Origin of the sequence: Amycolatopsis keratiniphila subsp. keratiniphila, assembly GCF_001620365.2 — a bacterium.
In the GTDB taxonomy this organism is placed as follows: Bacteria; Actinomycetota; Actinomycetes; order Mycobacteriales; family Pseudonocardiaceae; genus Amycolatopsis; species Amycolatopsis keratiniphila.
In genome coordinates, this window is the sequence record NZ_LQMT02000007.1 from 172,960 (window position 1) to 198,129 (window position 25,170).

A 25,170-nucleotide genomic window follows, 5' to 3' on the forward strand; every position below is an offset into this window, starting at 1 on the left:
CGGCCCGCCGGAAGTCCACGAATTGTCGGACCCCCTCGTTAGCGTCGGCCGTCATGGACACCACCCCGTTCCGAGCCCGGATCCCGGAGGCCGATCTCGAAGACCTCCGTGGCCGGCTCCGTCGCGCCCGCTGGCCCGAGGACGAGACCGTCGAAGACTGGTCGCAGGGCGTTCCCGCCGCGTACCTGCGCGAACTGTGTTCGTACTGGGCCGACACGTACGACTGGCGGGCAGCGGAGTCCCGGCTCAACGCGTTCCCCCAGTTCCGAACCACGATCGACGGGCTCGGCATCCACCATCTGCACGTCCGCTCCCCGCATCCCGGCGCGCTGCCGCTGATCCTCACCCATGGCTGGCCGGGTTCGATCTTCGAGTTCCTCGACGTGCTCGGCCCGCTCACCGATCCGGTCGCCCACGGCGGGGACGCGGCGGACGCCTTCCACGTCGTCGTCCCGTCCCTGCCCGGGTACGGCTTCAGCGACAAACCCACCCGCGTCGGCTGGTCGATCCAGCGCATCGCCGACGCGTGGATCCAGCTCATGGACGGCCTGGGCTACGAGCGCTTCGGTGCCCAGGGCGGCGATTGGGGCACCAGCATCACCACGCTCATGGGACGGAAGGCGCCGGAGCGGCTGGCGGGAATCCACCTCACCCCGCCGCTGGCCGCGCCGGATCCGGCGACGTTCGGCGAGCTGACCGAATCGGAACGTAAATCGCTCGACGACCTCGAAGGCGCCAAGGCGGACGGCTCGGGTTACGCGATCCAGCAGGCGACGAAGCCGCAGACGATCGGCTACGCCCTGGCCGACTCGCCGGTCGCCCTGTGCGCGTGGATCGTCGAGAAGTTCCAGGCGTGGACCGATTGCGACGGCCATCCGGAGAACGCGCTGACCCGGGACGCGATGCTCGACGACATCACGCTCTACTGGCTGACCGGCACCGGCGCCTCGTCCGCCCGCCTGTACTGGGAGAGTTTCGCCGAGGTGTCGGGCTGGTTCTCCGAATCCACTGTGGACACGATCACCGTGCCGACGGGCTGTTCGGTCTTCCCGCGCGAGATCCCGCGCCCGTCGCGCCGGTGGGCCGAACGCCGTTTCACCGACATCCGGTACTGGAACGAGCTGGACCGGGGCGGCCACTTCGGGGCCTTCGAACAGCCGGCCGTCTTCACCGAGGAGGTGCGCTCGTTCTTCCGGCTCGTGCGGTGACCGTTGACTGTGACACCGTGTCAGGCTGTCTGGTGGGAGGACCATGTTCAGTATCGGAGACTTCGCCAAGCACGGCCGGGTGTCGGTCCGGATGCTGCGTCACTACGACGCCATCGGGCTGCTGCGGCCCGCCCACGTCGATCCGTTCAGCGGCTACCGGTCCTACACCGGCGACCAGCTGGCCCGGCTCAACCGGGTGATCGCGCTCAAGGACCTCGGATTCACGCTCACCCAGGTGCAGGAGATCCTCGACGCGGAGATCGGCGTGGACGAGTTGCGCGGGATGCTGCGGCTGCGGCGTGCCGACCTCGAAGCGGCCATCGCGGCCGACGAGGCACGGCTCAAAGCCGTCGAGGCGAGGCTCCGGTCGATCGAAAGCGAGGGAACCATGCCTTCCGAAGACGTCGTCGTCAAAAGCCTCCCCGCGGTGCGCGTCGCCGAGCTCACCGCGACAGCGGGCGGATACGTGAACGACGAGATCGGGCCCATCGTGCAAGGGCTCTACAAGGATCTGTTCGGCGCGCTCGGCCCGATCACGCCGTCCGGACCGCTCGTCGCCTACTACGAGGACGACGCCGACGGCGAGCGGGTGCTGATCCACGCCGCCGTCCCGATCTCGGCCGAAACCGACGGCACCGAAGGATTCTCGACCGTCCGCCTCGCCGAAGTCGAGACCGCGGCGACGATCCTGCACCGCGGCTCGATGGAGACCGTGCTGTCCAGCTACCAGGCGCTGGCGAAGTGGGTCGACACGCACGGCTACCGCGCGAACGGCCCGGCGCGGGAGTTCTATCTGGAGTGCCCGGACGACGGGGACAAGTGGGTCACCGAGCTGCAGCAGCCGATCACCAAGGCCTGAGCAGGTCGTGGACTGCCCGCGCCTCGTGAGTGGCAAGGACGGTCTGGCCAGGAGTCGTCCATCTGATCACCCGTGTCGTCCACGCACGACCGCTGGATGCCGGCCTTGACCGGCGTTGCGAAAGCCACTTTCGCAACCTTCACCGTTGCGAAAGTGGCTTTCGCAACGTCGGCCGTGGCCGGGCCCATACCGCCTGGCGATCGTGTCGCGAAAGCCACTTTCGAGACGTCTGATGTCCCGAAAGTGGCTTTCGCGACACACCTCTCGAACACTCACGAACCGTGGCGTGGGGCCGACACAGCCGGAAGACAGTAGGCAGCCAAGACACCCTCGGTTATTGAGCGGTAAGGCAAAGGTGTCGTGGTCGCGGACGGGTCGGTGGTGGGGTGCAAGCTCCCTTCGCCGCGTCTAACGCAGTGAAGGGAGCCTTCACCCCGGTCACTCATTCGCGCCGACCACCTCGCCGCCGGCGCCCGTGTCGCGAAAAAGCGCGGTGACCCCCTACACCACATTTGACTTACCCCTCAAGAGAACCGTCCTTGCCACTCACGAACCGGCGAGGAAATCGGTCACGGCGGCCCGGAACTCGGCGGGCGCCTCCAGCCAGGGCACGTGCCCGACCCCGTCCAACCGCACCCGGGTCACCGAGGGCAAGGCCCGCTCCAGCGAGTCGACGGCCCATCGTGGCCGGTTGTCCGCCATCCCGTCCACGATCAGCGTCGGCACCCGCAGCGACCGGCAGGCCGAGACGAGCTCCGCCTCCGGCACCGTCCGCATCTCCTCGCTCAAGGCCGCGTTCGCCTCGTAGTTGACCGGGAACCAAGGCGTCGCCATCGCCTCCGCGTGGCGCTCGCCGTCGGTCACGAAATCGGCGGTCCATTGCCGCACCGCGCGTTCGCGTCCCTCCCCGCGAAGCTCCTCACCCAGCGCCCGCTCGAAGTTCCGGTCGAACTCCGCGTGCCACTCGTGGCCGAGGCCGACCCCCGACACGTAAACGAGCGCGCTCACTCGTTCCGGATGCGCGAGCGCGTACAGCAGAGCGAGATGCGCGCCCCACGAATGCCCGAGCACCGGGACCCGGTCCACGCCATGCCATTCCCGGACGGCTTCGACGTCGGCGACCATCCGTTCGAGCGTGTACGGGCCTCGCGCTTCCGAACGACCGGCGCCGCGCTGATCCCACCGGATCAACCGGAATCGCGGACCGAGGTCGAGCGTGCCGAACATGTCCCACAGGCCGGGACCGCCGTGGCAGCACAGGATCGGTTCGCCTCGGCCGGTCGCCGAGGTCCACAGCTCACGTCCGTCGTCGGTGATCATCACGGGATTATCCGATAGGCGACGACGCCTTCGTTGGCTATCTTCCGCGGCATGACGACCTACACGCCGCCGCAGCGGACGGCCACCCTCGCCGACGCGCCCGCCATCGCGGCGCTGATGCGGGCCTCGGTGCTGGAGTTGTTCCCCCGGTTCTACGACGAGCGGCAGACCTCGAGCGCGGCCGAACACATCGCGAGCCTCGATCTGCGGCTGATCGAAGACGGCACCTACTTCGTCCACGAGGCCGACGGCGAGATCGTCGCCTGCGGAGGCTGGAGCAGGCGTAACAGAACGCACGCCGGCGCGGGCGACGCGGCGGACGACGACCGTCCCCTCGATCCGGCCACCGAACCGGCCCGGGTGCGCGCCATGTTCGTCCGCGCCGACTGGACCCGGCGCGGGCTCGGGCGCGCGATCCTCGAGTCCTGCCGTCTCGCGGCGAAGGCCGAAGGTTTCAGCTCGCTCACCCTGACGGCGACCCTGCCCGGTGTCCCGCTGTACCTCTCGTTCGGCTTCACCGAAGTCGAACGGGTGACGGTGACGACGCCCGACGGCGTGGAAGTGCCGGGCGCCGTCATGACCAGGGACATCGACGAGCCGGATAGCATCGAAGCATGATCTCCGGGGCCACCGCACTCTCGTTCGTCCTGATCTGCCTGCTCGGCGCGATGGCACCGGGCCCGGACTTCCTGGTGGTGACCCGCAGCGCGATCCTCGGCGGGCGCAAGGCCGGGATCTCCGCCGGCCTCGGCATCGCGCTCGGCGTCTTCGTCTGGGTGGTCGCCATCGCGCTCGGGGTCGCGGCGATCCTCACCGCGTCGGCGATCGCGTTCACCGTGGTGAAGCTGATCGGCGCCGGGTACCTGATCTTCCTCGGTGTCAAGGCGTGGCTGGCGGTGCGCCGCGGCGACTACAGCGAACTCAAGGACAAGGTCGCCCCGGTCGTCGCGCCCAAGGAGGCGTTCCGGCAGGGACTGTTCACCAACCTGCTCAACCCGAAGGTCGCGATGTTCTTCCTCGCGCTCATCCCCCAGTTCCTCCCGCATTCGGCCTCGACCGCACAGACCCTGCAGCTCGCCGTCCTGGCCACCGCGGTGGCCGTCGTCTGGACGTTCGTCCTCTCGACGCTGGTCGGTTCGCTGCGGAGGTTCTTCGGCTCCGGCCGCGTCCGCCGCATGTTGGACGCGGTGATGGGCACCTTCCTGGTCGGACTCGGCATCCGGGTCGCGGTCCAGAACTGACGAAGGTACCCATCACACGGCGTCAGAGTGCTTCGGCGGCGAGACGTGTGCCCTCGACGCGGGCGGCGATCTTGGCGAACGCGATGTCCCGCAACGTCGAGGTGTCGTCGGCGAACGGGGAGAATCCGCAGTCGTCACAGGTACCCAGCCGGTCCGGCGGGAGATACCGCGCCGCCAGGAGAACCCGGTCCCGGACCTCCTCGGCGGTTTCGACCCGCGGGTCGATCGGGTCGGTCACGCCGACGAAGACCCGCTGGTCCGGCCGCGCGTGCTCGGCGATCACGCGCAACGCCCGCTCGGGATCCGCCTCGCTGGCGAGCTGGATGTAGACGTTGCCGACCTTCAGCTGAAACAGCGTCGGCAGTAATCCGGCGTAATCGACATCGAGGCTGTGCACGGAGTCCTGATCCCCGCCGGGACAGGTGTGCACCCCGATCTTCTTCCGTTCCTCCTCGGAGAAGCGATCCAGTACCGCGTTGTTCAAGTCCACAAAGGACCGGAGCAGGCCACCGGACGGATCGAGCTTCAGCGACAGCCTGCCCTCGGTGAAGTCGATCTGAACGCTGTCCGCGCCCGCGTCGAGACTGCGGCGGATATCGGCCTCGGCCTCGTTCACCAGGTCGGCGATGAACTGTTCTTTGTCATATCCGGCCAATTCCTCACCGGGATAGACGAGACTGACCGCCGAGGCCGCGATCACCGCCTGCTTCACCGGTTTGGTCGCGTACTTCTTCGCCTCACGCAGATACGTGTCGGCGTAGGCCTGATAGCGGAACGGTCCGGCGGTGAGCCTCGGAAGCTGCCGGGTGTGCCCGTCGGCGAACGGGATCACGACGCCGTCCGGCGCCAGCGAAGTGAGGCCCGCCAACGGATACGTGGCGAAGCTCGGCTTGCCCTGCTCCCCGTCGGTGATGACCGGGGAACCGGTCTCCTCCAGGCGTTTGATGGTGTCCACGAGAGCTTTTTCGCGCAACTCGCCGAGCCCGTCTGCGTCGAGCCGCCCGGCCGCGTGCTCACCGAGCGCCTCGATGAGGTAGCCGGGCCGGGGAATGCTGCCGATCGGTTCGGTGGGCATGGTCATCGTTCGGGTCCTCCCAGATGGCCGACCGCGGCCGCCCTGGCCGCAGGCGCAGAAAGCTACCGAGATCTCCCCTCTTTGACGATCTTTTCGTGTGCTGAAACCCCCAATGGCGCAACCGTTCGATCGAAATGGATCTTCTTCGGCCGGTACGTATAGGTCGTTATACGAAGGTGAGCGAAATTCGATGCTTATCGAGCCCTGCTCCTGGGTATTCCGAGGTTGTCGACGGCCGGGGCGCGCCGAAGGAGAAACCGATGCTGAGCCATCACGATCGGCAAGAGCTGGAGAAGATCGAGCGCTGGTTCGAGCTCACCGAACCGGCGCTGGCAGCCCGGCTCCGCGCCGGGACACCCGCCCGGCCCCCGCTCCTCCGGCTGGCCGTCCTCCTGAGCCTCGACATCACCGCGGGCCTCTTGATGCTGTTGGGCTTGATCCTGAACAGCCCGGCCCTGCTGCTGACCGGGATGATCACCGTGACCGCGGCGGTGATCGCGCATCTGTCCCGGTTCGGGCGCGACTGACCGTCTTCCCCGCCGCCGGTAGAGTCCGGGCGAAACGTCCGGTTCACTGGGAGGAAGACGTATGCGGTTCATGATCATCATCAAGGCGGACGAGGATTCCGAAGCCGGGAAGATGCCGCCGATGGAGGCCTTGACCGCCATGGCGAAGTTCAACCAGGAGATGCTCGACGCCGGGGTGCTGGTGGGCGGCGAAGGGCTGCAGGAAAGCTCGAAGGGCGCGCGCGTCACGCTCGGCGCGGCCGGGGCCACCGTCACCGACGGCCCGTTCGCCGAGGCCAAGGAACTCGTCGGCGGCTTCTGGATCGTCGATGTCGCGTCGCGCGCCGAAGCGATCGAATGGGCGAAGCGCTGTCCCACTCCCCCGACCGGCGACACCGTGCTGGAGATCCGCAAGATCCTCGAAGCCGAGGATTTCGGTGAGAACTTCACGCCCGAACTGCAGGAGAACGAGCAGCGGATGCGCGACGAGATCGCGGAACGGTCCTAAGCTCGGCTCATGGCCGTCCGGGAGTGGGTGCTCCACGTCGACCTCGACCAGTTCATCGCCGCGGTCGAGGTCTCCCGGCGGCCTGAGCTGCGTGGCAAACCCGTGGTCGTCGGCGGCACGGGCGACCCGTCCGAACGGGCCGTCGTGGCGACGGCGTCGTATGAGGCGCGGGAGTTCGGCATCCGGTCCGGGATGCCGTTGCGAACCGCCGCGAAACGCTGTCCTGACGCGATCTTCCTCGCCACGGACGCACCCGCGTACCAAGAAGTCTCCGATCGGGTGATGGTGACGCTGCGGGAATTCCCCGTCGTCGTCGAAGTGCTCGGCTGGGACGAAGCGTTCCTCGGTGTCGGCACCGCCGATCCCGAAGCGCTCGCCGCCGACATCCGGCGGGCAGTGGCCGAAGAGACCGGGCTCTCCTGCTCGGTCGGCATCGGGGACAACAAGCTGCGCGCCAAACTCGCCACCGGGTTCGCCAAACCGGCGGGGATCTTCCGTCTGGTCCAGGACAACTGGTGGGAGGTCATGGCCGAGAAGCCGACGGACGCGCTCTGGGGCATCGGCGGCAAGACCACGAAGAAGCTCGCCGAAGCCGGCTACCACACCGTGCTGGAACTGGCGGGCGCCGATCCGGCGGACCTCGCGGCGCGGTTCGGCCCGAAGCTCGGCCCGTGGTACCGGATCCTCGCCGGCGGGCTCGGCGACGCCGAGGTCACCGCGACGCCCTACGTCGCACGGTCCCGCAGCCGCGAGACGACTTTCCAGCAGAACCTCACCGATCCCGAGGTCATGGCCACCGAGGTCGTCGCGCTCGCGAGACGGGTCTCGCAGGACGTCGCCGACGAAGGCAGGCCCGCCGCCCGGGTCGCGGTCAAGGTCCGGTTCGCCCCGTTCCAGACCCATACGCACAGCGTGACCCTGCCCGCACCGACCTCCGACGCCGCCGAAATCGAGAAGGCCGCACTGGCCGTGCTCGGCATGTTCGACCTCGGCAGACCGGTCCGGCTGCTCGGGGTCCGCGCGGAATTCGGCACGCCCGCGTCGCCTTGACAGCGCTCGCGGCGTTTTGCCATTCTGGTTCCGGGTCGAGAGGCGCTGCGACGGAATTTCTTCCGCCACGCTCGGCCCGCCGCGACAGACGTAAGGGCGCCTCCCACTGTGGAGGTGCCTTTCTTGCGTCAGAACCCTTTTCCGGCCTTCGTCGTCGAGGCCGTGCGCTGAACCCCCGCACTGACACCGTCCTTCCCGCCATCGGCGAGAAGGACCGCTCCGCCCTGCCTTCCTTGATGAATGGAGAACCAGTGAGCCCCACCCTGTCCAAGGTCAACGGGATCGAATTCGCCGTCGCCGACCTTTCCCTCGCCGAGGCCGGCCGCAAGCAGCTTCGCCTCGCCGAGGTCGAGATGCCCGGTTTGATGGCGCTGCGCCGCGAATACGCCGACTCGCAGCCGCTGAAGGGCGCCCGGGTCGCGGGTTCGCTGCACATGACCGTCCAGACCGCCGTGCTGATCGAGACGCTCGTCGCGCTGGGCGCCGAGGTGCGCTGGGTGTCCTGCAACATCTTCTCCACGCAGGACGAGGCCGCCGCGGCCGTCGTCGTCGGCCCGAACGGCACCGTCGAGAACCCCGCGGGTTCCTCGGTGTTCGCGTGGAAGGGCGAGACGCTCGCCGAATACTGGTGGTGCACCGACCAGCTCTTCGACTTCGGTGACGGCCGAGTCCCGAACATGGTCCTGGACGACGGCGGCGACGCGACCCTGCTGATCCACAAGGGCGTCGAGTTCGAGGCGGCCGGCGCCGTCCCGCAGGCGACCGAGGAGGACGGCGAGGAGTACGGCCTCGTGCTGGAAACCCTGCGCGAGAGCCTCGGCCGCGACACCGGCCGGTTCACCCGTATCGCCAAGGAGGTCCGCGGTGTCACCGAGGAGACCACCAACGGCGTCAAGCGGCTCTACAAGCTCGCCAAGGAAGGCGAGCTGCTCTTCCCCGCGATGAACGTGAACGACTCGGTCACGAAGTCGAAGTTCGACAACAAGTACGGCATCCGCCACTCGCTCATCGACGGCCTCAACCGCGGCACCGACGTGATGATCGCGGGCAAGGTCGCGGTCGTCTGCGGCTACGGCGACGTCGGCAAGGGCGCGGTGGAATCGCTGCGCGGCCAGGGCGCCCGCGTGGTCGTCACCGAGATCGACCCGATCTGCGCGCTGCAGGCGGCGATGGAGGGCCTCGACGTCGTGGAACTCGACGACGTCGTCGAGCGCGGCGACATCTTCATCACCACCACCGGCAACTTCGACATCATCATGGCCGACCAGATGGCCAAGATGAAGCACAACGCGATCGTCGCGAACGTCGGCCACTTCGACAACGAGATCGACATGGCGGGCCTCGCGAAGATCCCGGGCATCCAGAAGATCGAGGTCAAGCCGCAGGTGCACGAGTGGATCTTCCCGGCGACGGCGGACCGCGAGGCGCACTCGATCATCGTGCTCTCCGAGGGCAGGCTGATGAACCTCGGTAACGCGACCGGCCACCCGAGCTTCGTGATGTCGAACTCGTTCACCAACCAGACGATCGCGCAGATCGAGCTGTTCACGAAGCCCGGCGAGTACGCCACCGACGTCCACGTGCTGCCGAAGCACCTCGACGAAAAGGTGGCCCGCCTGCACCTGGACGCGCTCGGTGTCCGGCTGACCAAGCTGACCAAGCGCCAGGCCGAGTACATCGGCGTGGACGTCGAGGGGCCGTACAAGCTGGACCACTACCGGTACTGAGCTCTTCACGCCTCGTGAGTGGCGAGGGCGGTTCTAACCCTCCTCGTATTTACCTGCCGACTGGTGTGATTGGCGGTCGACGGGGGATCGGGGACGTTGAGTGTCCCGAACCTTCCGTTGATCAGGATCCAAGACCGGGCATCCCTGGCGACGATGGAGGATTTGGGACGTTGAACGTCCCAAATCCTCCATCGTCGCGCCCGGCAGCCGCGGAACCAGCGCTCTTGCCCTTGCTTGTCGCAGTACACGAAGGCCCCCTTCATTGCGCTAGACGCAGTGAAGGGGGCCTTCACTCGCCGCCACTGTGACTGCTGATGCTCACAAGGCGTTTGTGACGAACCCGCAAGTCTGTGAAGGCCTGACGCGCCGGCGTACGTCGACGCTTGAAGCCGTTAGGCCGAATGCGTGAGAACTTCGGCCGGATGGACCTGTTTCTCACGAAATCGAGGCGGGAATCCCTTGCGTAGCCACACCCCGGCAGCACACGGGCCGGGCGACTACGAAGGAGAAGGTGTTCCCGTGATCATTCTCGGCGTCATCCTGATTGTCGTCGGTGTCATCGCCAGCATCCCCGTCCTGTACTCGATCGGGATCGCGCTGGCGGTCATCGGCATCATCCTGGCCGTTCTCGGGAACACCGGGAAGGCCATCGGCGGTCGCGCCCACTGGTACTGAGCACCGGACCGTAACCGGTACCGAGCCCCCGGTACCGGCGCCGAAACAGCCCGGGCACCCGGCGTTCCCCTCACGCCGGGTGCCCGGGCCGTTTCCGTTCTCCGTCCGCCGGGTATCCGCCCCGGACAACAAAGAAGGAGGGAGAGCCGATGCCAGGGACGGACCCTCGCCCGTACTTGACGGACGCGAAGTACCCGTGTGGACGCGACGAACTCCTGCGAGCCGCCGCGGCGGCCGGGGCGGGCGACGACGTCCTCGGCCCCTTGGGCACCCTGCCCGCGCGTGATTACGCGGACGGGGACGGTGTTTGGGAGGCCATACGCTCCTACAACGGGGCTCCGATCCACGACACCGCGAAGGAAGCACCGTGACATGAAGGGGTCCCCCGGCTCCGAGGGGGAGGGAGAGCCGGAGGACCCCGTCATAGTTAACACATTCCCGGCCGCGATGTACACGAACGCCTACACCTTCGAGTGGCAATCGGTCGCGATCACCCGAATCGGGCCGGATTGGTGTATTGGCCGCCGGTCAAGAAGCCCGCAGCAGCACCTGAGCCGAAACCTCCGCGCACGAGCAGCCGCCGTCGACGTCGAAGCAGTCGATCGTCAGCGTGTGCCGGGCGAAGTCGAAGTCCACGCAGCCGTCTTCGCTGCATTCCGTGAAACCACCGTCGAGGTGGACCACCAGGGTGCCGTGGCAGTGGTCGAGTCCGACGGCGCAGAACGCGCACTCCATGCTCATACCGCCTCCCGCGATCAGGAAAGTTCTCCTCGATTGCCTTACTACCACCGAGGGACGACAGATCCTGGCATACGCGCGGCGTGTCGCGGCACCCGGCGGAGTGACACCGGGCACAACCGTCCACATTGGAGAGTCAGGCGCTCTTCGGGGTTCGCTTGCCGGACGCGGGTTTCTTCGCCGCGGTGGCCTTCTTGGCCGTCGACGGCTTCCGGCTCTTCTTCGCTTCGCTCACGCTGGCTTGCAAGGCCTCCATGAGGTCGACGACGTCGGCCTTCGCGCCGACGACCTTCGGCTTCGTCGTCTCGTTCCCCGCGGCCTTGGCCTCGATCATGGCCTCCAGCGCCTCACGGTAGGAATCGGTGTACTTGTCCTGTTCGAACACCGGCTCCGACAACGAGTCGATCAGCGAGCCCGCCATCGTCAGTTCCTGCGGCCGCACCTGCGGCGGATCGTCGTGCAGGAAACCGAAATCCGGGACGCGGACCTCGTCGGGCCACAGCATCGTCGTCATCGTCAGGACGTCGCTGTGCACCCGCAGGATCGCGAGCGTCTCCCGCTGCCGGATGGCGACCTTCGCGACCGCCACGTGGCTCGCCTTCTGCAGCGCGTCACGCAGGACCACGTACGGTTTGACGGCGTTCTTCTGTGGCTCGAGGTAGTAGGTCTTGTCGAACTGGATCGGGTCGATGGACTCCAGCGGCACGAATTCGAGCACGTCGATCGCCCGCGACGACGCCAGCGGCAGTTCGGACATGTCCTCGTCGGTGAGCACGACCATCTCGCCGTCGGGCAGCTCGTATCCCTTGGCGATCTCGGCGTAGGGCACTTCCTCGCCGTCGATCGTGCAGAACCGCTTGTACTGGATACGGCCGCCGTCGGCCTCGTGCACCTGGCGCAGCGAGACGTTCTTGTTCTCGGTGGCCGCGTAGAGCTGGATCGGGATGCTCACCAGCCCGAAGGACACCGAGCCCTTCCACATCGAACGCATCGAGCCGCACCTCCGCTGCCGTCACCGACCGTACTCACACACGGTGACAACGGTAGCCCGAAACGGCGCACCGCGACAGTCCCGCGTACCCGGACGCGGGACCGTCGCACTACCGGAATCAGGCCTCGGCCAGGTACTTCTCCGCCTTCGCGGGATCGAGGAACCAGTGCTGGAAATCGGTCGGATCGGAGAACCCGTTCGCGAACCGCTTCGCCACGGCGGGGTTCTCCCCCGCCGCGCCGATGATCTGGAGCACGTGCGGGGGCGGCGGCTGCAGCATCGCGTTCGTCCAGGTCGTCACGTGCTGGGCGTACTCCCAGTACTTCTCGAACGACGCGGTCATCCACTCCTCGTCGAACGGTTTGTCCCCGCGTTCGAGGATCGAGTCCAGATAGGACGCCGCGCAGTGGCTCGCGTTGTTGGAGCCCTGGCCGGTGATCGGATCGTTGGCCACCACGACGTCGGCCATGCCGAGCACCGCGGTCCCCGAGCCCAGCTTGCCGACCGCGTTCCGCACCACCGGGGTGTACCCGCCCGCCAGCGTCGCCTTGTCGTCGGTCAGCACGGCGTTCCGCGAGCGCTCGTACTCCCACGGGAGGAACTGCTTCATCAGCGACAGGATCCGGTCGAGATGCTGCTGAGGCGTGGGCCTGTCGTCCCAGCAGTCGAGCGGGCCACCGGGAATCCCTTCGAAGAAGAGGATGTCGCAGTTCCCGCTCAGCGTGTACGCGGGGATCATGAACAGCTCACCCACGCCGGGGATGATGTTGAACCGCACCGCCGCCTTGTCCGGATGTTCGGGCCGGCGCTCCAGCCCGTGCACGTACGCCAGCGAGAGCGCGCGCTGCGGCTCGGTGTACGGCGACCGCTCCGGGATCCGGTCGAACAGCTGGACCAGTTCGCCCTTGCCGGCCGCGATGACCACCAGGTCGTACAGCTTCGCCAGCGGAGCCAGATCCGAGGTGGTGACGCCGTGGATGACGACCTTGCCGCCGCGCTCCTCCACCAGTTCCAGCCAGGCGGCCATCTTGACCCGCTGGTCCACGGACTGCGCGTAGTGCTCCAACGGCCCGAACCAGTCCAGCACGCGGCTGGAATCCGGGCCGGCGATGGAAACGCCGAGTCCCTCGACCTTGACGGTCTCGTCCTCCCACAGGTTCAGCTTGTGGTCCCGCTCGTGCTGCAGAGCGGAGTGGAACATGCACTGGGTCGACATCACCTTGCCGGAGCGGATCTCGTCCGGCGTCCGCGCCGACATCACCGTGACGTCGTAGTCGTGGGACAGCAGGCTCAAGGCCAGCTGCAATCCCGACTGCCCGGCACCGACGATCAGAACCTTGCGCATCCTCTGCGTTCCTCCCAGAACCGTTCAGCCGAGTGAGGCGAATTCCCGCCCTGGCCCGGAGACCACGGCGAGGGACAACGTGTGCGACACCAGTTCCTGCAGCGTCGCGACCGCCGACTTCGGGTCGCGGGCGTCGCAGGTGACCAGCGGGATGTCCGGGGAGAGCGCCAGCGCGTCGCGGACCTCTTCGAGGTCGTGCACCGGCATGCCCTCGAACTGGTTGACCGCGACGATGAACGGCAGTTCCGAGTCGTTCTCGAAGTAGTTGATCGCGGCGAACGACTGGTCGATCCGGCTGGTGTCGACCAGGACGACGGCACCGAGCGCGCCGCGCGAGAGGTCGTCCCAGAGGAACCAGAACCGGGCCTGACCGGGTGTGCCGAACAGGTACAGGAGCAGGTCTTCACGCAGGGTGATCCGGCCGAAGTCCATCGCGACCGTGGTGGTGGATTTGGTTCCGGGCGGCACCAGCTCGTCGACCCCGGCCCCGGCCTCGGTCATCCAGGCCTCGTTGCTCAGGGGCGGGACCTCGGAGACGGAGCCGACGAACGTCGTCTTGCCCACGCCGAATCCACCGGCGACCACGATCTTGGCGGAGATCGCCAGCAGATCGGCGTCAGACCGGGAGGCGCTTGAGTCCATCGAGGATCCTCTCGAGCACGTTCGTATCGTGGTTGTAGGCGTGGGCCGTCGGGTGCACGAAGACGGCGCCCTGGGTGGCGAGGTCGCCGATGAGCACCCGGACCACGCCCAGTGGCAGATCCAGTCCCACCGAAAGCTCGGCGATCGACGAGCGTTCGCGGGCGCGCTCGTACAGCGAGCGCGACTCGGGCATCAGCGCCTCGGCCAGCGACGGGTCGTAACGCGGGACCGAGATCAGGGTCTCCACCAGCAGCAGCTGGCTGCTCTTGGTCCGGCCGCCGGTCAGCGCGTACGGCCGGATTCTGCGGCTGCGCATCTTCACGGGCCGGTCCGGAGATTGGTCGCTGGACACGGTCATCCCTTCCTTCTCCGGATTCTCAGGCCTGCGGCCGTCGGGCGGTCAGGACCTGCCGGAGTCCCGCTCGCACCTCGGGGGTGAGGGCGTGACCGGCGTTGGTGATGAACTGGGTCATCTCGTAGGCGACGACCTTCATGTCGCAGTCCGGTTCGGTGAGCACCGCGAGCCCCGCCTCGGCACCGATCCCCATGAAGAGGAAGTACCCGCGGGTGAGCCGGATGATGATCTGCTCGCAATTGCCCTTGCCGAACAGCGCGGCACTGTTGCCCGCGAGGCTGAGCAGGCCGCTCGCGATCGCGGCGAGCTGCTCGGCGTCGTCACTGGACACCGATTCCGATGCGGTCAAAGGGAAACCGTCGACGGACATGATCAGCGCGTGGCTGGCACCGTGCACCTTGCGCACGAAATCGTCGAGCAACCACGTGAAATCCGTGGTCGCGTCCTGGGCGGTCACTGGGTGTTTCCTCCGGTCTCACGCTCGTGCCGGTCGTCGAGGGCGGCACGCTCGCCGTCGGTGAAGGCATCGAGGTCGGCCAGCAGCGCCTCGTGCCCGTCCGCCGCGTCGGCGGGCGGGGTGGTCGGCGGGGCCGGTTCGTCGGGCAAAGTCCTGATACTGCGGGAAACCCGGCGTGGGAGGCCGCTGGCCGTGGTGCCGCCGTCGGCGGGTGGCTGGAAGGCCGAGCGCGGACGCGGGCTGGGCTTCCGTTCGGGTTCCGGCGCGGCCGAGGGAGCGGGGCGGCGCCTCGGCAGCCCGGACGGCGTCGCGACCGGGTCGCCCACGGGCGTGCCGTTGGTGATCCTCGCCTGCGGCAGCACGACCGTCTGCGAACCGGACCACTGCTTCTCGGCCAGTTCCGAGACCACCGGGACCGGCAGCAGCACGGTCGCGACCGTGCCGTGCGGGGTGCGGCGGTCGAGCTTCACGGTGATCTCGTGCCGGTCGGCGAGCCTGCCGACGACCGCGAGTCCCATGTGCCGCACGGAATCGTCGTCGAGCACCGGACCGGCCGCCAGCCGCTCGTTCAGTGCCGCGAGCCGGTCGGGCGGCATACCGATGCCCTCGTCCTCGATGCGGATCAGCACGCTCCCCTGTTCGGTGAGATGCGCGCTGACGCTGACCGGCGAACTCGGCGAAGACTGGTTCGCCGCGTTGTCGAACAGTTCCGCGAGGATGCGGCTGACGTCTTCGGCGGCGAAGCCGACGACGCCGAGCGAAACGACGCGGCCGATCGTGATCCGCGAGTAATGGTCGATCGACGACATCGCCGCCCGCATCACGTCGAGCACGGAAGAGATCCCGGCCGTCGTGTCGTCGGCGTCCCGGCCGGCGAGCACGCGCAGGTTCTCCGCGTTGCGCCGCAACCGGGTGGCGAGATGGTCGAGCCGGTAGAGCTCGGCGAGGCGGTCGGAGTTCTCCTCCCCCGCCTCCATCGTCTCCAGCTGCGCGAGCAGCTGGTCGAGCAGATTGAGGTCGCGCAGCGCGACATTGGAGCAGACACCGGCGAGCGCGCCGGCGTCCGGCGCCTCGACGGCAGGCCGCTGCTCCACTTCCGGTTCGACCGGTGGAGCCGACGGAGCGTGCCGGGGCGGTGCGGCGAGGAACTGCGCCGCGGCGACCCTGGAACGGTCCAGAAGAACCCGTGAGCGGTCAAGCAAGCCTCGAGCCCGCGTCACCATGTGCTTCCACTTCTTTCTCTTCGCATACCCGGACCCGTGTCGCACTCCCCAGCACAACGACGGCCATGCAAGCAGAAGTCACTATCCGTGTCCACAGTCGGTTTCCGTTCAACCGCTGGCAGTGACCTGGTCACGAACGCGTTACGGCTGGTGAGCGCGGCGCGCTAGGCCATTCGGCTGCATCTTGCGTGTTGCACGCCACGGGTGATGTCCGAAAAGTGCGGGGTGCGCATAAATTTGCGCGTCCCGCAACTTTTCCCTAATCTGATGGCATGACCGCCCCCTTGGGACTGCGTGAACGCAAGAAGCGCGCGGCCCGTCGCGCCATGGGCGAGGCAGCGCTCAGGCTCGCTATGGAGAAGGGTGTCGAGCAGGTCCGCGTCGAAGACATCGCCAACGCCGTGGGCGTCTCGCCGCGCACGTTCAACAACTACTTCTCCAGCAAGGAGGAGGCGATCTGCTCGTTCATCGTCGAGCGGCAGGAACTCCTGCGCGAGGCGCTGCGTGAGCGGCCTTCCGAAGAGACGCTGTGGGAGGCGGTCGGAACGGCGACGCTGGAAGCCTATGGCAGCTTGGGCGAACCGAATCGCGACGCGGTCGAGCTGGCCCGGTCGCTGCTCCTGCACCCGTCGATGCAGGGCGAATTCCTCAAGGCGCACGCCAAGGTCGAACAGGTGCTGGCCGACGCCATCCTGGAACGGGCGGGCGCGGGAGCGGAAAACGCGTTGAACGCGCGGCTCATGGCGGCGATCGTGGAGTCCGCGGTGAAGACCGCGTTCTTCAGCTGGTTGATGAACGAGGGCACCGGGCCGTTCCTGGAGACGCTCGAGGTCCTCCTGCGCGAGGCCGCGGCGGGCATCCCGTCCCTCACCGGACCCGAAGCGGTGAAGAAACCGAAGAACCAGTAACACCCTACCCACCACTGGGGAGAAACCGTTGTGCTGACGAAGTTGTTGCGCATTCACCTGCGCCCCTACCGGCGAGACCTGTGGCTGATCGTGCTGCTGCAGTTCGTCCAGACCCTCGCCGGGCTCTACCTCCCCACCCTGAACGCCGACATCATCGACTCCGGCGTGGTCAAGGGCGACATCGACTACATCCTCGGTGTCGGCGGCGTCATGCTGCTGGTGTCGCTGGTGCAGATCGCGTGTTCGATCGGCGCCGTCTACTACGGCGCCCGCACCGCGATGGGGGTCGGCCGCGACGTCCGCGGCGCGATCTTCCACCGGGTCCAGGACTTCTCCGCCCGCGAGGTCGGCCAGTTCGGCACGCCGTCCCTGATCACCCGCACGACCAACGACGTCCAGCAGGTGCAGATGCTGACGTTGATGGCGTTCACCCTGATGGTGTCCGCGCCCATCATGTGCTTCGGCGGCATCATCATGGCGCTGAACCAGGACGTCACCCTCTCGTGGCTGCTGGTGCTCGTGGTGCCGATCCTCGGTGTCTCGGTCGGGATCATCATCGCGAAGATGCGGCCCGCCTTCCGGCTGATGCAGGAGCGGATCGACAAGATCAACCAGATCCTGCGCGAGCAGATCATGGGCATCCGGGTGATCCGCGCGTTCGTCAAGGACACCCATGAGCGGCGGCGGTTCACGAAGGCCAACACCGAACTGCTGGACGTTTCGCTGGTCGTCGGCAGGCTGATGGCCCTGATGTTCCCCATCGTGATGCTCGTGATGAACGCCTCCAGCGTCGCCGTGCTGTGGTTCGGCGGGCTGCGCATCGACGACGGCAGCATGCAGATCGGCGCGCTCACCGCGTTCCTGTCGTATCTGATGCAGATCCTGATGGCGGTCATGATGGCCACCTTCATGTTCATGATGGTGCCCCGTGCCGAGGTCAGCGCCGAACGCATCACCGAGGTGCTGGACACGCACACCAGCGTCGTCCTCCCGGCGAACCCGGTGAAGCCGGGCGAGGTGCACGGACGGCTCGAACTGTCCGATGTGGAATTCCGCTACCCCGGCGCCGAAAAGCCGGTGTTGCAGGAGATCTCGCTGCTGGCGCTGCCCGGTGAGACCACCGCGATCATCGGCAGCACGGGCAGCGGGAAGACCACGTTGCTCAACCTGATCCCCCGGCTGATGGACGCCACCGACGGCTCGGTGCGCGTCGACGGCGTCGACGTCCGTGAACTGGACGCGACCGTGCTGTCCGACGCGGTCGGGCTGGTGCCGCAGAAGCCGTATCTGTTCGCCGGGACGGTCGCGAGCAACCTCCGCTACGGCAAGGCCGACGCCACCGACGAGGAACTCTGGCACGCGCTCGAAGTGGCGCAGGGCAAGGACTTCGTCGAACGGATGCCGGAGGGGCTCCACTCCCCCATCGCCCAAGGCGGCACCAACGTCTCGGGCGGGCAACGGCAGCGGCTCGCGATCGCCCGGATGCTGGTGCGGCGCCCCGAGATCTACCTCTTCGACGACTCCTTCTCCGCGCTCGACTACGCCACCGACGCCGCGCTACGGCGCGCGCTCGTGGCCGAGACCGCCGAAGCGACCGTGGTCATCGTCGCGCAGCGGGTCAGCACGATCCGCCACGCGGACCGCATCGTCGTACTCGACGAAGGCCGCGTCGTCGGCATCGGCACGCATACCGAACTCATGGACGGCAACGAAACCTACCGGGAGATCGTGCTGTCCCAGCTGACCGAGCAGGAGGCCGCCTGATGAGCGCGCCCGATTCCACGACGAAGGCCAAACCCCTCGGCGAGCGCGCGAGCGCGGCCAGGGGACCCGGGCCCGGCGGAGGCGGTTTCGGCCGCGGCCCCGCCGCTGTGATGGGCGGGCCGTCCGCCGAGAAGGCCCTCGACTTCAAAGGATCCTTCAAACGGCTGATGCGGCTTCTCCAGCCACAGCGTGCCGTGCTCTACGGCATTCTCCTGTTCGGCGTGGTCAGTGTCGCGCTGAGCGTCATCGGGCCGAAGATCCTCGGCATGGCGACCGACCTCATCTTCGCGGGTGTCGTCGCGAAGGACATGCCCGCCGGGGCGAGCAAGGAGCAGGTCATCGCCGGCCTGCGGGCGCAAGGCGACAACACCCTCGCCGATCTCTTCTCGGGGATCGACTTCGTACCCGGCCAGCGCATCGACCTCGACGCCGTCGGCCAGGTCCTGTTGTGGGTGCTGCTGCTCTACATCGTGGCGTCGTTCTTCTCGCTGCTGCAGGCGAGACTGACCACGAACCTGGTCCAGCGGGCGGTGTTCGACCTGCGGGAACGGATCGAGGAGAAGTTCGCCAAGCTCCCCTTGAGCTATTTCGACCGCCAGCCGCGCGGCGAGGTGCTGAGCCGGGCGACCAACGACATCGACAATCTCGCGCTGTCGCTGCAACAGACCCTCGCGCAGATCGTGACGTCGCTGCTGACGGTCGTCGGCGTACTCGTGATGATGTTCCTCATCTCGCCGCTGCTGGCACTCGTGGCACTGCTTTCGGTGCCGGCGTCGGTGTTCGTCGCGGCCAAGATCGGCAAGAAGGCGCAGCCGCAGTTCATCAAGCAGTGGTCCACGACCGGACGGCTGAACGCGCATATCGAGGAGATGTACACCGGGCACGCCCTGGTCAAGGTGTTCGGCCGCCGCGAGGAGGCCGAAGAAGTCTTCCGCGAGCACAACGACACGCTCTACAACGCGAGCTTCAAGGCGCAGTTCATCTCGGGCACCATCCAGCCGGCGATGATGTTCATAGGCAACCTGAGCTACGTGCTGGTGGCCGTGATCGGCGCCCTGCGGGTGGCGTCCGGGACGCTGTCGCTCGGCGACGTCCAAGCGTTCATCCAGTATTCACGGCAGTTCAGCCAGCCGGTCACCCAGATCGCCAGCATGGCGAACCTGCTGCAGTCCGGCATCGCCTCGGCGGAGCGGGTCTTCGCGCTGCTCGACGCGGACGAGCAGGAACCCGAACCGGACGAACCCGCGCGAGTGGAGAACCTGCGGGGTCAGGTCGAGTTCGAGCACGTGTCGTTCCGGTACACCGAGGACACGCCGCTCATCGAGGACCTGTCGCTCACCGTCGAACCGGGGCACACCGTCGCCATCGTCGGCCCGACCGGCGCAGGGAAGACCACACTGGTCAACCTGCTCATGCGGTTCTACGAACTCGACGGCGGCAGGATCACCCTCGACGGCGTCGACATCGCCGGGATGGACCGCGAAGACCTGCGTGCCAAGACCGGCATGGTGCTGCAGGACGCGTGGTTGTTCGGCGGCACGATCGCGGAGAACATCGCCTACGGTTCCGCGGGCGCCACACACGACGAGATCGTGGCGGCGGCCAAGGCGACCCACGTCGACCGCTTCGTCCGCACTCTTCCGGACGGCTACGACACGGTGATCGACGACGAGGGCGGCACGGTCAGCGCCGGCGAGAAACAGCTGATCACCGTCGCGCGGGCATTCCTCGCGAAGCCCGCGATCCTCATCCTCGACGAGGCCACCAGTTCGGTCGACACGCGGACCGAGGTCCTGATCCAGCGTGCGATGAACTCGCTGCGCGAGGGAAGGACGAGTTTCGTCATCGCGCACCGGCTCTCCACCATCCGCGACGCGGACGTCATCCTGGTGATGGAGAACGGCTCGATCGTCGAACAGGGCGACCACGAAACGCTGCTGCTCACCGGTGGTGCGTACTCCCGGCTCTACGCCGCCCAGTTCGCGGAGGCACTGGCCGAGACCGACTGAACCTCATCGGCGCCGAAGGCCCCTTTTCCTTCTTTTACCGTGGGAAAAGGGGCCTTCGGCGCACGGAAGGACCGTGAACGGCGCTAGGCTTGCGTGACCCGATCCGGAAAGGGGTGCGCCGGCCGACCATGGCGGAGAAACTCGGCGAATATCGCCGTAAGCGCAGACCTGGGCGGACTCCCGAACCCCTGCCGGATCGCGACGGGAAGACCGGGGCCGACGACCTCTTCGTCATCCAGGAACATCACGCGAGCAGCCTGCACTGGGACATCCGCCTCGAACGGGACGGCGTCCTGGTCTCGTGGGCGGTGCCGAAGGGCCTGCCGATGTCACCGGACCAGGAACGGCTGGCCGTGCACACCGAAGACCACCCGATGGAGTACCTCACCTTCGAAGGCGAGATCCCCGCGGGCGAATACGGCGGCGGCACCATGACCATCTGGGACACCGGCCGGTACGAAACGCTGCACTTCAACGACCACAAGGTCGAAGTCGTCTTCCACGGGACGCGGGCACGCGGGAAATACCTGTTCCTCAACGTGAAGAAGGACGGGCGCGACAACGGCTGGCTGCTCAAACGGCTCGACCCCGCCGACCCCGGCCGCAAGGAACTCCCCTCCTTCCTCGCCCCGATGCTGACCAAACCGGGACGTCTCCCGTCGACCGGCGAAGACCCGGAATGGGCTTACGAATTCGACTGGTCCGGACGCCGCACCCTGATCCGGGTGTCCGGGGGCCGGATCACCGCCTACGACGATTCAGGCGACGACGTCACCGGGCTGTATCCCGAATTACGCGGCCTCGGCGAACAACTCGGTGCCACGGAGGTCTTTCTCGACGGGGAAATCGTCGTCTTCGACGGCGGGAAGCCGAGCGCGGAAGGGCTCGGGCACCGCGCGCGGGCGACGAAGAACTCCGCGAAACGGCTCACCTCTCGCTATCCGGCGTTCTACCTGGTGAACGATCTCCTGCACCTGGACGGCCGCGCCTGTGTCGGGACGCCGTACGTCGAACGGCGCGAACTCCTCGACGAACTCGGGATCGCCGGACCGCATTGGCAGGTCCCCCGGTACTACCTCGGGGACGGCGGCGCGGTCGCCAGGGCGGCCCGCGAGCACGGGCTGGCCGGTGTCGTCGCCAAACGGGCCGACTCCGCGTACCACCCGGGAAAGCGTACCGGGGAATGGCTTTCCATCACCGGACCCCTGGTACAGCAAGTGGTGCTGGGCGGCTGGCGGCCGGGTGGCGGCAGCCGGGCGGGTACTTTCGGTTCGCTGTTGCTCGGCGTCCCGCACGAAGACGGCTTGCGGTACATCGGAAACTGCGGTGTCGGTTTCGCGAGTGACGAACTGGAGGATCTCTCCAAGCAGCTGTTCCGCTTGGAGCGCAAGACATCCCCGTTCCACTCCGTTCCGGACAAACAGGCCCGGGACGCGCGCTGGTCGCGGCCGACCATCGTCGGAGAGGTCGTCTTCGGCGGCTGGACCGACGCGGGCTGCCTGCGCAATCCGCGGTGGCGTGGTCTGCTGCCGGACGTCGCCGCCGACGAGGTCGAACTCGACTAGATCAGCACGTCCTCGACGTCCCACCGGACGTCGAGGTCGGCTCCGACCCCGCTGACGTCGAGAATCCGTGACACCAAAGCGGTCTTTACGATCACCGAGAACCGGGGGGACGCCGCGTTGGCCTCCTCGAGTGCCTGCAACCCCGCACAGCTGAGGAAACCGACGCCGGAGAGGTCGAGGATCACATGCCTTCCTTTGACGCACGCGCCACTGAGCTCGGTGCGGAAGCGCCCGACGGTCGCCGCGTCGATCTCCCCCACCGCGGTGAGGATGAGGACGCCGTCCTTGCGGCGGCAGGTGGTCACGGCCAGGCCCGGCCGTTCGCCGGGAACGCGCTGGCCAGGCAACATTGGGGGCGCCTCTCTCCAGACCACCAAGTTCCCTCGACGTTACTCGGCGACGGCGGCAGGTCAACCCGGGCTACCTCATTTGAGCCATTTCGGACGAGAACCTTTACCCACCTTTTGCCATTCCCCGGCGAAGCGCCGGTGCGCGGCCTCGGCTCCGGCGATCGAACGACCGTGCAGAAGCCCATATGTGAAAGCGTTTTCGTTCTCGGCGTAGGCGCGGAGGCCGAGGAGTCGCAGGACCTCCCGGCTGACCACGATGTCGTGGTGCTCGCCGAGCGTGCTCTGCACCGCCTTGACGTTCTTTCGCCATTTTCGAAGCTTCTTGCCGGTCACCGGCCGGACCGCGTCCGCCGCGTAGCGGGCTCGCTTGGCCTTCTTGCGTGCCTCGTGCAGGGCGGCGTCCTGCTCCGCGCCGGGCTCGAGCTCACTCGCCGCGGCGACGGCCTTGCGCAACTTCCGGTCCGACCGTGCGACGGCCTTGCGCAGTTCCTTCTTGCCTTCCTTGATCTTCCGTGGTTCGCCGACGAGGTTTTCCAGCGCTCGCAACAGTTTCGTGTACCGCTTGCTGTCGAGCGCCCGGATGGCGCGCGCCTTCGCCTCTTCGGCCTCGCGAGCGAAGTGCCGGGTCATCAGCTGCTCGACGTTCCCCAGCACCAGCTCGACCGGGAGCGCCTTGACCTCGTCGCCGAGGCGCGCGGCCATGACCTCGCCGTCCCTCGCCGGCCCGAGCTCGCCGCCGAGCCAGCGGAGTTCCTCGGCGAGCTCCTCGGCGACGTCCGCGTCCAGCGAGCGGCGGAAGGTTTTCAAGCCGCTCCGCAGCCGCCTGCACGCGACGCGCATCTGATGTACCGAGTCCTCGACGTCCCGGCGAACCCCGATGTCGTTGCGCCGCAACGCGTCCAGCTGCGCGGCGAGGTAGTCCGCCAGTACCGAACCCGAAGCCCCGCCTGCCGAAGGCACGAGCTCGTCGGTCAGCCGCCGGAGCTTCGACGGCCACCTCGACCGCTCGGCCCCACCTTCCACGACCGCCCGCTCCAGACTTTGGAGCACCGCGGGATCGGCGCCGGGCGCGAGTTCGATCTCGATCTCCCGCCACCGGTCGAGATGCGCCGTGTCCCCGCCGGCCTCGCCGGTGACGACGTCGTCGGTCAGCGTCGCGAGCTCTCGCCCCTCGGCGTCGAGCAAGGCGTACGAAGTGCGCTCGGTGCGTAGATGTGCGGCTTGGACGAGTTTCGCGCCGAGGGTGTGCGCCCGGACCAGTTTCGCCAGCGCGCCGGGCACCTTGTCCGGCTTCCCCGCCAGCGGGAGGCGGAGTTCCTCTCGCCTGTCCTCGCCGACCGGGAGTTTGAGGTGCCAGCCCTCGTCGCTTCCGCCGAGCCTCCGCCGCAGCGTGATACCCGCCTGCGCGAGCCGGAAGTCGGCGGTGTCGAAGTACGTGGCGTCGAGGACGTCGACCCTCGGATCGGCCTGGTTCGTCACCGGACCGGCCGGGACCAGCGGCGGGATGGGCCGGTCGGCCGCCAGGTCGTACTTCCGCTCGATCTCGGCCTCGGCGACCGGGGCACCACCCTGCGTCTTCGTCACCACGAACTCCTTCTCCTCGGCTACCCGGAATGATTACCCCGTGCGGAGGTGCCGGGAAACCCCGGCCGGATCATTCCTCCATCCGGTCGTACCGGTCCGCCCATTCGGCCAGCATTTGCCGTGATCTCTCCTCGGTCAGCGTATCGCTTTCCAACCTCGCGACGAGCGAATAATAGGCCTCGACCGCGACCCGGTCGTCGATGAACACCCCGGCCGCGTAGGAATCCGTGTACACCACCGCCGGATGTTCCGCGAATTCCATGATGGTGAAGGAATTCTCGAGCACCCTGCCCACTTCGACGCTTTCGGGGACGATGCGAATCGAGCAATAGGGCAGGTTCGCCGACAGGACGAGGTGGAGCAGTTGCTCGTGCATGATCCGGGGACCGCCGACGACCGACCGCAACGCGCGCTCGTGCACGAAGAACTTGCAGCGCGGCGGACGATCCCGCCGCAGCAACCGCTGCCGTTCCATCCGGGCGTTCACGACCTGGTCCAGCTGGGCCGGATCGCGGTTGCCGATCAGTTCGAAGGCGGTGCGGGCGTACGGTTCGGTCTGCAGCAGCCCGGGGAGCGTCAACGACTCGTAACGCACCAGTGTGTGGGCGAGGTTTTCCTGTATCTCCAGGGATTTCATCGGGTCGACGAGTTCGTCGAAGTACGGCCGGACCCAGTACAGGTCGCCGCCGGGCTGCGTCAGCTCCAGCAGCAGATCGCGTTCGGGCTCGGCCTCGCCGCAGGTCGCGAGATACAGCGCCGCGTCCACCACGGACAGCTCGCGCAGCCCTTGTTCCCACCTCGTGACCTTGCTCTGCAACCAGCCGTTACGGCGGCTGACGTCGGCTCCGCTGAAGTGCCTGCGCTGCCGGAACGCCTTCATGCGGTGGCCCAGTTCCCGGGTCCGCGCCGTCGAATCCTTCTCAACCATGCGGGACAAAGTAGGGCCGAACTCCGGCCGCGCGGCGATTGCCACGCGGCAATTCACCTCAATTGCTGATCACTTGCACTCCCGCACGTATCTTAAACGCTGCTTCGCAGGCGAAGCACCTTCGCGCGCGAAGGGTTCTTTA

The 25,170-nt window shown here is 67.4% G+C and carries 26 protein-coding genes; 14 read left to right on the forward strand and 12 right to left on the reverse strand.

The annotated features are described in order from the left end of the window. Positions 1-53: 53 nt before the first annotated feature. Together AVR91_RS05150 and AVR91_RS05155 are read left to right on the forward strand one after the other, a co-directional pair. Entirely contained in the window at positions 54-1,208 is a 1,155-nt protein-coding gene (locus AVR91_RS05150; protein ID WP_063270850.1) for an epoxide hydrolase family protein, read from the forward strand. Positions 1,209-1,251: 43 nt separating this feature from the next. Next, positions 1,252-2,067 (forward strand): MerR family transcriptional regulator, encoded by an 816-nt coding sequence (locus tag AVR91_RS05155; RefSeq protein WP_063270851.1) that lies wholly within the window; start codon positions 1,252-1,254, stop codon positions 2,065-2,067. Between the two features lie 546 nt (positions 2,068-2,613). Here AVR91_RS05155 and AVR91_RS05160 read toward each other — a convergent pair. Beyond that, on the reverse strand, positions 2,614-3,387 hold the full coding sequence (locus AVR91_RS05160) for an alpha/beta fold hydrolase (protein WP_063276502.1): 774 nt from the start codon (positions 3,385-3,387) through the stop codon (positions 2,614-2,616). A 51-nt stretch (positions 3,388-3,438) separates the two neighbouring features. Here AVR91_RS05160 and AVR91_RS05165 point away from each other — a divergent pair, with 51 nt between their 5' ends. After that, the gene (locus AVR91_RS05165) at positions 3,439-4,005 is read left to right on the forward strand and encodes a GNAT family N-acetyltransferase (RefSeq protein WP_063276503.1); all 567 of its coding nucleotides are present in this window, start codon (positions 3,439-3,441) and stop codon (positions 4,003-4,005) included. Next, positions 4,002-4,628: a LysE family translocator gene (locus tag AVR91_RS05170; protein ID WP_063276504.1), complete on the forward strand. Its 627-nt coding sequence runs from the start codon at positions 4,002-4,004 to the stop codon at positions 4,626-4,628. Before AVR91_RS05165 ends, AVR91_RS05170 begins: the two co-directional genes overlap by 4 nt. Before the next feature lie 22 nt (positions 4,629-4,650). On the opposite strand, the gene AVR91_RS05175 is transcribed toward AVR91_RS05170, so the two are convergent. Beyond that, positions 4,651-5,709 carry a cobalamin-independent methionine synthase II family protein gene (locus AVR91_RS05175; RefSeq protein ID WP_063276505.1) on the reverse strand — a complete coding sequence of 353 codons (1,059 nt, stop codon included), beginning with the start codon at positions 5,707-5,709 and terminating at the stop codon, positions 4,651-4,653. Positions 5,710-5,963: 254 nt separating this feature from the next. On the opposite strand from AVR91_RS05175, the gene AVR91_RS05180 reads away from it, so the two are divergent. From AVR91_RS05180 to AVR91_RS05200, 6 genes are all read left to right on the forward strand, one after another. After that, the gene (locus tag AVR91_RS05180; protein WP_063276506.1) at positions 5,964-6,230 is read left to right on the forward strand and encodes a DUF3040 domain-containing protein; all 267 of its coding nucleotides are present in this window, start codon (positions 5,964-5,966) and stop codon (positions 6,228-6,230) included. A 61-nt stretch (positions 6,231-6,291) separates the two neighbouring features. Continuing rightward, a complete protein-coding gene (locus tag AVR91_RS05185; protein ID WP_063276507.1) occupies positions 6,292-6,717 on the forward strand; it encodes a YciI family protein in 426 nt (141 codons plus the stop codon). A 9-nt stretch (positions 6,718-6,726) separates the two neighbouring features. After that, positions 6,727-7,767 carry a DNA polymerase IV gene (locus tag AVR91_RS05190; protein WP_063276508.1) on the forward strand — a complete coding sequence of 347 codons (1,041 nt, stop codon included), beginning with the start codon at positions 6,727-6,729 and terminating at the stop codon, positions 7,765-7,767. Positions 7,768-8,018: 251 nt separating this feature from the next. Then, positions 8,019-9,494: an adenosylhomocysteinase gene (gene ahcY / locus AVR91_RS05195; protein ID WP_063276509.1), complete on the forward strand. Its 1,476-nt coding sequence runs from the start codon at positions 8,019-8,021 to the stop codon at positions 9,492-9,494. A gap of 519 nt (positions 9,495-10,013) precedes the next feature. Next, the gene (locus AVR91_RS43300; protein WP_007034891.1) at positions 10,014-10,169 is read left to right on the forward strand and encodes a DUF6131 family protein; all 156 of its coding nucleotides are present in this window, start codon (positions 10,014-10,016) and stop codon (positions 10,167-10,169) included. A gap of 149 nt (positions 10,170-10,318) precedes the next feature. Further along, positions 10,319-10,540, forward strand: coding sequence for a DUF2795 domain-containing protein (locus tag AVR91_RS05200; protein ID WP_016334726.1), 222 nt, complete (start codon positions 10,319-10,321; stop codon positions 10,538-10,540). Between the two features lie 157 nt (positions 10,541-10,697). Here AVR91_RS05200 and AVR91_RS05205 read toward each other — a convergent pair whose 3' ends face one another. The 7 genes from AVR91_RS05205 to AVR91_RS05235 form a co-directional block, all read right to left on the reverse strand. After that, the gene (locus AVR91_RS05205) at positions 10,698-10,910 is read right to left on the reverse strand and encodes a hypothetical protein (RefSeq protein ID WP_016334727.1); all 213 of its coding nucleotides are present in this window, start codon (positions 10,908-10,910) and stop codon (positions 10,698-10,700) included. 133 nt (positions 10,911-11,043) lie between these two features. Continuing rightward, positions 11,044-11,898, reverse strand: coding sequence for a non-homologous end joining protein Ku (gene ku, locus AVR91_RS05210; RefSeq protein ID WP_063270898.1), 855 nt, complete (start codon positions 11,896-11,898; stop codon positions 11,044-11,046). Positions 11,899-12,016: 118 nt separating this feature from the next. Next, on the reverse strand, positions 12,017-13,243 hold the full coding sequence (locus AVR91_RS05215; protein WP_063270899.1) for a styrene monooxygenase/indole monooxygenase family protein: 1,227 nt from the start codon (positions 13,241-13,243) through the stop codon (positions 12,017-12,019). Positions 13,244-13,267: 24 nt separating this feature from the next. Beyond that, entirely contained in the window at positions 13,268-13,885 is a 618-nt protein-coding gene (locus tag AVR91_RS05220; RefSeq protein WP_037338873.1) for a GTP-binding protein, read from the reverse strand. Continuing rightward, positions 13,860-14,243, reverse strand: a complete 384-nt coding sequence (locus AVR91_RS05225; RefSeq protein WP_016334731.1) for a DUF742 domain-containing protein — start codon at positions 14,241-14,243, stop codon at positions 13,860-13,862. The genes AVR91_RS05220 and AVR91_RS05225 overlap by 26 nt, the downstream gene beginning before the upstream one ends. A gap of 19 nt (positions 14,244-14,262) precedes the next feature. Then, positions 14,263-14,697 carry a roadblock/LC7 domain-containing protein gene (locus AVR91_RS05230; protein ID WP_005159022.1) on the reverse strand — a complete coding sequence of 145 codons (435 nt, stop codon included), beginning with the start codon at positions 14,695-14,697 and terminating at the stop codon, positions 14,263-14,265. Then, positions 14,694-15,920: a sensor histidine kinase gene (locus AVR91_RS05235; protein WP_063270900.1), complete on the reverse strand. Its 1,227-nt coding sequence runs from the start codon at positions 15,918-15,920 to the stop codon at positions 14,694-14,696. Before AVR91_RS05235 ends, AVR91_RS05230 begins: the two co-directional genes overlap by 4 nt. 272 nt (positions 15,921-16,192) lie before the next feature. Between AVR91_RS05235 and AVR91_RS05240 the strand changes: the two genes are divergently transcribed. From AVR91_RS05240 to AVR91_RS05255, 4 genes are all read left to right on the forward strand, one after another. Beyond that, a complete protein-coding gene (locus AVR91_RS05240) occupies positions 16,193-16,828 on the forward strand; it encodes a TetR/AcrR family transcriptional regulator (RefSeq protein WP_063270901.1) in 636 nt (211 codons plus the stop codon). Between the two features lie 30 nt (positions 16,829-16,858). Continuing rightward, positions 16,859-18,592, forward strand: coding sequence for an ABC transporter ATP-binding protein (locus tag AVR91_RS05245; protein ID WP_063270902.1), 1,734 nt, complete (start codon positions 16,859-16,861; stop codon positions 18,590-18,592). After that, positions 18,592-20,601 (forward strand): ABC transporter ATP-binding protein, encoded by a 2,010-nt coding sequence (locus AVR91_RS05250; protein ID WP_063270903.1) that lies wholly within the window; start codon positions 18,592-18,594, stop codon positions 20,599-20,601. The genes AVR91_RS05245 and AVR91_RS05250 overlap by 1 nt, the downstream gene beginning before the upstream one ends. Positions 20,602-20,729: 128 nt before the next feature. After that, positions 20,730-22,166: a DNA polymerase ligase N-terminal domain-containing protein gene (locus AVR91_RS05255; protein ID WP_063270912.1), complete on the forward strand. Its 1,437-nt coding sequence runs from the start codon at positions 20,730-20,732 to the stop codon at positions 22,164-22,166. On the opposite strand, the gene AVR91_RS05260 is transcribed toward AVR91_RS05255, so the two are convergent. The 3 genes from AVR91_RS05260 to AVR91_RS05270 all read right to left on the reverse strand — a co-directional run bounded on the left by AVR91_RS05260 (position 22,163) and on the right by AVR91_RS05270 (position 25,028). After that, on the reverse strand, positions 22,163-22,516 hold the full coding sequence (locus tag AVR91_RS05260) for an STAS domain-containing protein (protein WP_063270904.1): 354 nt from the start codon (positions 22,514-22,516) through the stop codon (positions 22,163-22,165). The two genes, AVR91_RS05255 and AVR91_RS05260, sit on opposite strands and share 4 nt — an antisense overlap. A gap of 75 nt (positions 22,517-22,591) precedes the next feature. Beyond that, positions 22,592-24,100 carry a CYTH and CHAD domain-containing protein gene (locus tag AVR91_RS05265; protein WP_228709129.1) on the reverse strand — a complete coding sequence of 503 codons (1,509 nt, stop codon included), beginning with the start codon at positions 24,098-24,100 and terminating at the stop codon, positions 22,592-22,594. A gap of 70 nt (positions 24,101-24,170) precedes the next feature. Continuing rightward, the gene (locus tag AVR91_RS05270; protein ID WP_063270906.1) at positions 24,171-25,028 is read right to left on the reverse strand and encodes a helix-turn-helix domain-containing protein; all 858 of its coding nucleotides are present in this window, start codon (positions 25,026-25,028) and stop codon (positions 24,171-24,173) included. Positions 25,029-25,170 lie beyond the last annotated feature (142 nt).